This is a genomic window from Streptomyces anatolicus (assembly GCF_019400875.1).
GTDB classification, from domain to species: domain Bacteria; phylum Actinomycetota; class Actinomycetes; order Streptomycetales; family Streptomycetaceae; genus Streptomyces; species Streptomyces anatolicus.
Genome location: NZ_WMBF01000380.1, coordinates 1 through 6,265 on the forward strand (window position 1 = coordinate 1; position 6,265 = coordinate 6,265).

Consider the following 6,265-nt stretch of genomic DNA (forward strand, 5'->3'; position numbering starts at 1 on the left):
CACCCCGGCCGGGACCCCCTGAGCCCACCTCCCCGGCGTGCGGGCGCGGCCCGTACCCTGTCCCTCGTGGCAGAACCAGTGGTGCGCATCCCGGATGCGAAGGTCGCCCTGTCGACGGCCTCGGTCTATCCGGAGTCGACGGCGACGGCCTTCGAGATCGCCGCACGCCTGGGCTACGACGGCGTCGAGGTCATGGTGTGGACCGACCCCGTCAGCCAGGACGTCGAGGCCCTGCGCAGACTGAGCGACTACCACCGGATCCCGATCCTCGCCGTCCACGCCCCCTGCCTGCTGATCACGCAGCGCGTCTGGTCCACCGACCCCTGGGTCAAGCTCCAGCGCGCCAAGGCCGCCGCCGAGAAGCTCGGCGCGTCCACCGTCGTGGTGCACCCGCCCTTCCGGTGGCAGCGGAACTACGCGCGCGACTTCGTCGACGGAATCTGGCGGATGGCCGAGGAGACGGACGTGCGCTTCGCCGTCGAGAACATGTACCCCTGGCGCTACCGCGACCGCGAGATGCTCGCGTACGCGCCCGACTGGGACGTCACCAAGGACGACTACCGCCACTTCACCGTCGACCTCTCGCACACCGCGACCGCCCGCACGGACGCGATGCAGATGATCGACCGCATGGGCGACCGGCTCGGCCACGTCCACCTCGCCGACGGCAAGGGCTCCGCCAAGGACGAGCACCTCGTCCCCGGCCGCGGCACCCAGCCCTGCGCCGAACTCCTCGAGCGCCTGGCGGCCACCGGCTTCGACGGACACGTCGTCATCGAGGTCAACACGCGCCGCGCGATGTCCAGCGCCGAACGTGAGGCCGACCTCGCCGAGGCCCTCGCCTTCACGCGGCTGCACCTGGCGTCGGCGGTGCGGGTGCCCCGCTCATGACCTCCGGCGCGCCCCAGGGGCCCGCCGCCCCGCGCCGCCGGGGACGCCCTTCTCGTACGCGGTCGGAGACCGGGCCCGCCACGCGCGACAGCATCCTCCAGGCGGCCCGCGACGAATTCTCCGAACGGGGGTACGAGAAGGCCTCCGTGCGCGGCATCGCCAAGGCGGCCGGGGTGGACCCGGCGCTCGTACACCACTACTTCGGTACGAAGGAGCAAGTCTTCGAGGCGGCCATCACCGTCGGCTTCGCGCCCGCACTCGAGGCGCCCGCCGCCGTCGAGGAGGGCCCGCTCGACGGGGTCGGCGAGCGGCTGACCCGCTTCTTCTTCGGCGTCTGGGAGAACCCCGCCACGCGCGCCCCGCTGCTCGCCATCGTGCGCTCCGCGGTGAACAACGACACGGCCGCCGCGGTCTTCCGCCGCCTCATCGCCGCCCAGCTCCTCGGCCGTATCGCGGGCCGCCTGGAGGTGCCGGACGCGGAACTGCGCGCCGAACTGGCGGCCGCCCAGCTGGTGGGCATCGCCATGCTGCGCTACGTGATCAAGGTCGAGCCGCTGGCATCGGCGGACGTGGAACAGATCGTGGCACGGGTGGCACCGGTGGTGCAGGGGCATCTGACCGGCGCGTGAGCCGCCGCCCGGCACCCCGCCGACGCCCGGCACTCGCCTGCCGCCTGAGACAGCCGTCCCGTCATCCGGACACCCTGTCCAGATCCTGGAGCCGCGGCGTACGCTCGAAGCAGCCCCATCTCTCACGAAGGAGCGAGCGACGATGCCCGAGCTCAGGTCCCGCACAGTCACCCACGGCCGCAACATGGCGGGCGCCCGCGCCCTTATGCGCGCCTCCGGTGTACCCGGGGCCGACATCGGGCGGAAGCCGATCATCGCCGTCGCCAACTCCTTCACGGAGTTCGTGCCCGGCCACACCCACCTCCAGCCGGTCGGCCGCATCGTCTCCGAGGCGATCCGCGAGGCCGGCGGCATCCCGCGCGAGTTCAACACCATCGCGGTGGACGACGGCATCGCGATGGGCCACGGCGGAATGCTGTACTCCCTGCCCTCGCGCGACCTGATCGCCGACTCGGTGGAGTACATGGTCGAGGCGCACTGCGCCGACGCCCTGATCTGCATCTCCAACTGCGACAAGATCACCCCCGGCATGCTGATGGCGGCCCTGCGCCTCAACATCCCGACGGTCTTCGTCTCCGGCGGGCCGATGGAGGCCGGCAAGACCACGCTCGTCGACGGCACGGTCCGCAAGCTCGACCTGGTCAACGCGATCAGCGACGCGGTGGACGAGAGCATCTCGGACGAGGACATCCTCCGTATCGAGGAGAACGCCTGCCCGACCTGCGGCTCCTGTTCCGGCATGTTCACCGCCAACTCCATGAACTGCCTGACCGAGGCCATCGGCCTCTCCCTGCCGGGCAACGGCTCGGTCCTCGCCACGCACACCGCCCGCAAGGAGCTGTACGAGCGCGCGGGCCGGACGGTCGTGGACATCACCAAGCGCTACTACGACGGTGACGACGCCTCCGTCCTGCCGCGCGGCATCGCCACCCACGCCGCGTTCGAGAACGCCATGGCCCTGGACATCGCCATGGGCGGCTCGACCAACACGATCCTGCACCTGCTCGCGGCGGCCCGCGAGGCCGAGGTGGGCTACGACCTGACCGACATCGACGCCGTCTCGCGCCGCGTCCCCTGCCTGGCCAAGGTCGCGCCGAACGCCGCGCCCACCACGACGTACTACATGGAGGACGTGCACCGCGCCGGCGGCATCCCCGCCCTCCTCGGCGAGCTGTACCGCGGCGGCCTGCTCAACGAGGACGTGCACACCGTCCACTCGCCCTCCATCAAGGAGTGGCTGGACACCTGGGACATCCGCTCCGGCTCCGCCTCCGAGGAGGCCGTCGAGCTGTGGCACGCGGCGCCCGGCTGCAAGCGCTCCGCCGAGGCCTTCTCGCAGTCCGAGCGCTGGGACACCCTCGACACGGACGCCGCGAACGGCTGCATCCGCGATGTCGCCCACGCCTACTCCAAGGACGGCGGCCTCGGCGTCCTCAAGGGCAACATCGCCGTGGACGGCTGTGTGGTGAAGACCGCGGGCGTCGACGAGTCGATCTGGACCTTCGAGGGCCCCGCAGTCGTCTGCGACTCGCAGGAAGAGGCCGTCGAGAAGATCCTCACCAAGGGCGTCAAGGAAGGCGACGTGGTCGTCATCCGCTACGAGGGCCCCAAGGGCGGCCCCGGCATGCAGGAGATGCTCTACCCGACCTCCTACCTCAAAGGCCGCGGCCTCGGCAAGGCGTGCGCCCTGGTCACCGACGGCCGCTTCTCCGGCGGCACATCGGGCCTCTCGATCGGCCACGCCTCGCCCGAGGCGGCCTCCGGCGGCACGATCGCCCTGGTGGAGGACGGCGACCGCATCCGCATCGACATCCCGAACCGCTCGATCGAACTCCTCGTAGACGACGCGGAGCTTGACCGCCGCCGCGCGGCCCTCGGCGGGGTGTACGAGCCCAAGGCGCGCGAGCGCAAGGTCTCGGCCGCCCTGCGCGCGTACGCGGCGATGGCGACCAGCGCCGACAAGGGCGCGGTGCGGGACGTGTCGAAGCTCGGCTGACACCCGCCCGGCATCCGGCCCAACTCCGGAAACCTTTCGCGGCGCGGGCGCGTCCTTGGTGAGGAACACACCAGGGGCGGCCCGCGCCGCCGGTTACGGGGGAAACACATGAGCGAGAACGTCATCACGCCGGAGAGCGCCGACGCCACCGCGGTCGAGGCGCTCCTCAGCAGAACCTACGCGGTCGCCGCGGACGTCACCGTCCGCTCCGGCCCTGGCACGTCGTACTCCAAGGTCGGCCGCCTCAGCGCGGGCACCCGCGTCACCATCCAGTGCCAGAAGCCGGGCGAGACGGTCACCGGCCCGACCGGCACCTCGAAGCTGTGGGACAGGATCGGCAGCGGGCGGTACATCTCGGATACGTACGTCCGCACGGGCAGCGACGGTTACGTGGCCCCGCGCTGCTGACCGCTTCCGCGGCGGCCGGGTTCACGGGGCCGCCGGACTCCGAGGGTTCACTCGGACTCCGGCGGCCTCGCCGTGTCGAAGGCGAACACCGTGTTCTCCGCGCCGGTCACGATCGCCGCGCGGCCCGCGACGGTCACCCTCGGGCTCGCGTTCATCTCGCCGGACACGCCGTCGGCACGCGGATCGGTGACCCACAGCTTGGCGCCGCCGCGCTCCCGGAGGGCGGCCACGCGCCCGCTCGCCGAGCTGAAGTACAGCGTGCCGCCCGCGGCGGCCGGCCCCGAAGCGCCTTCGAGCCCCGTCTGCCGGGACCACTTCTGCTTGCCGGTCCCCGGATCGAGCGCGCGTACGAGCCCGGTCCGCCCGGTGAGGTAGACGGTGCCGCCCGCCATCCCCGGCGTCCCCTCGTACACCGAGGGCAAGGGCGCGTACGACACCTTCCCCGCATCCGTGTCGACCCGCGCCACCCCTTCGTAGCCAAGGAACTCGGGCCCCTTCACGCGCTGCCGCAGCAGTACGACATCACCGTCGACGGAGCCGACCGGCTGCACGGGACCCGCCACGGGCACACCCTTGCCGAACCGCCCCGAGCCGCGCCCGATCTCGTGCACGGCCGAGTGGCGCACCTCCCCGGCCTCCACCTCGGCCCGCGGCGCGCACACCGCGTACAGCCGTTGCCCCGCCGAGAGCGGGGCGCACTCCGAGGCGGCGGGGAAGGGCGCCCGCCAGAGCACGCGGCCACTGTGCGCCTGCCGCGCCTCAAAACGTCCGTTCGACGCGTCGACCGTCATGACGAGGGAGCCGGAGACCACGGCGTCCTGCGTCCGCCCCGTCACGGCCGTCGACTGGGCGCCCGACCGCACGGACCACAGCTCCTTGCCGTTGTCCGCGTCGACGGCCACGACCTCGGTCGCGTCACCGCCCGGCGTGCCCTCGGCGGCGAAGCGGTAACCGAGCACCGTGTCATCGGTGACGCCCACCAGATGCATGCCCTGGACCGGCACGCCCGGGCTCTTCTCCGTCCACACGCGGGATCCGTCGGAGATCCGCAGCCGGGCCGCCACGACCCCGCCGCCCCCGCAGAACAGCGCGTCCCCGCGCGCCTCGCACCGCAGCTCGTCCGGAATGTCCGCACGACCGCCCAGCACCTGCTTCCGCCACGGCTCGAACCCGCCAGGCAGCGGAGAACCGGTCGCCGCGACAGTGCGGCCCTTGTCGTCCGTGCCGCCCTCGCCACCCGCCCCGCCGGGATCGTCGGTCCGCATCAGCGCGACACCGGCGCCGATCGCCGCGACGGCGACGGCGGCGGCAAGGACGGAGCGCCGACGGCGGCGGTTCCCGGACCGGGGGCCGGTGGCGGAGGCGGCCTTCGCGGGGGAGGCGGCCTTCACGGTGGAGGCGGTCGGCGTGGGCGTATCCTCACCGGCCAGATGGTGCTGCGTGTCCGTCTCGCACGTGGGGCGCGCGGCGCCCTCGACGGCGGCGGCCCCGAGATCCGTGGGCAGATCCCGCAGCCGGACGAGGAGTTCGTCCGCCGATGGCCGGTCCTTCGGGTCCTTCGCCAGGCACGGCTCGACGACCCCGCGCAGCGCGCCGGGGACCGAGCCCAACGACGGCGGCTCGTGCACCACTTGATACGCGGTCATGTACGGGCTGTCCGCGTCGAAGGGTCCCTGGCCCGTCGCCGCGTACACGAGCAGCGTGCCGAGCGAGAACACGTCCGAGCGCGGCCCGACCCCGCGCGGCGCCTGCAACTGCTCCGGCGACATGAACGGCGGCGTCCCGATCACCCGCCCCGTCATCGTCAGCGTCTGCTGGTCCGCCGCGCGCGAGATGCCGAAGTCGATGACGCGCGGGCCCTCGGGGGAGAGGACCACGTTGGACGGCTTGAGGTCCCGGTGCACGACCCCCGCGCGGTGGATGTCGCGCAGCGCCTCCGTGAGCCCGATGGAGAGCGCGCGCAGCTCGGCGCCGCCGATCGGGCCGTGCTTGGCGATGCGCTGGGCGAGCGTATGCCCCTCGATGTACGTCGTCGCCATCCACGGGTGCGTGGCCTCGGGGTCCGCGTCGATCACGGCCGCGGTGAAGGCGCCGCTGACGCGCCGGGCCGCGGCCACCTCCTGCCGGAAGCGGATCCGGAACTCCTCGTCGTCCGCGAACTGCCGGTGGATCAGCTTGATGGCGACGGGCCGCCCCGAGGCCGTACGCGCGAGGAAGACGGTGCCCATGCCGCCCGAGCCGAGCCGCGCCTCCAGCGGATAACCGCCGATCTCCTCCGGATCTCCTTCACGGAGTGACACTGTCCCGACCTCCCCCGCGATCCCCCGTTACGCCATGCGCC

At 72.6% G+C, this 6,265-nt stretch carries 5 protein-coding genes; 4 read left to right on the forward strand and 1 reads right to left on the reverse strand.

Annotation, left to right across the window (positions count from 1 at the left end; genetic code table 11):
* The first annotated feature begins 66 nt into the window (after positions 1-66).
* The 4 genes from GKQ77_RS25295 (at position 67) to GKQ77_RS25310 (ending at position 3,924) form a co-directional block, all read left to right on the forward strand.
* The gene (locus GKQ77_RS25295; protein ID WP_219691244.1) at positions 67-891 is read left to right on the forward strand and encodes a sugar phosphate isomerase/epimerase family protein; all 825 of its coding nucleotides are present in this window, start codon (positions 67-69) and stop codon (positions 889-891) included.
* Positions 888-1,520, forward strand: coding sequence for a TetR/AcrR family transcriptional regulator (locus GKQ77_RS25300; RefSeq protein ID WP_219691245.1), 633 nt, complete (start codon positions 888-890; stop codon positions 1,518-1,520). Before GKQ77_RS25295 ends, GKQ77_RS25300 begins: the two co-directional genes overlap by 4 nt.
* Before the next feature lie 142 nt (positions 1,521-1,662).
* Entirely contained in the window at positions 1,663-3,516 is a 1,854-nt protein-coding gene (gene ilvD, locus GKQ77_RS25305; RefSeq protein ID WP_219691246.1) for a dihydroxy-acid dehydratase, read from the forward strand.
* Positions 3,517-3,624: 108 nt separating this feature from the next.
* Positions 3,625-3,924 carry an SH3 domain-containing protein gene (locus tag GKQ77_RS25310; protein WP_219691247.1) on the forward strand — a complete coding sequence of 100 codons (300 nt, stop codon included), beginning with the start codon at positions 3,625-3,627 and terminating at the stop codon, positions 3,922-3,924.
* Between the two features lie 47 nt (positions 3,925-3,971).
* On the opposite strand, the gene GKQ77_RS25315 is transcribed toward GKQ77_RS25310, so the two are convergent.
* Positions 3,972-6,224 (reverse strand): serine/threonine-protein kinase, encoded by a 2,253-nt coding sequence (locus GKQ77_RS25315; RefSeq protein ID WP_219691248.1) that lies wholly within the window; start codon positions 6,222-6,224, stop codon positions 3,972-3,974.
* Positions 6,225-6,265: the final 41 nt, after the last annotated feature.

What these genes read in the sequence shown, in the direction of transcription:
- ilvD (WP_219691246.1), top strand. Translation starts at nt 1,663, where the DNA reads ATGCCCGAGCTCAGGTCCCGCACAGTCACCCACGGCCGCAACATGGCG.
- GKQ77_RS25310 (WP_219691247.1), top strand. Translation starts at nt 3,625, where the DNA reads ATGAGCGAGAACGTCATCACGCCGGAGAGCGCCGACGCCACCGCGGTC.
- GKQ77_RS25300 (WP_219691245.1), top strand. Translation starts at nt 888, where the DNA reads ATGACCTCCGGCGCGCCCCAGGGGCCCGCCGCCCCGCGCCGCCGGGGA.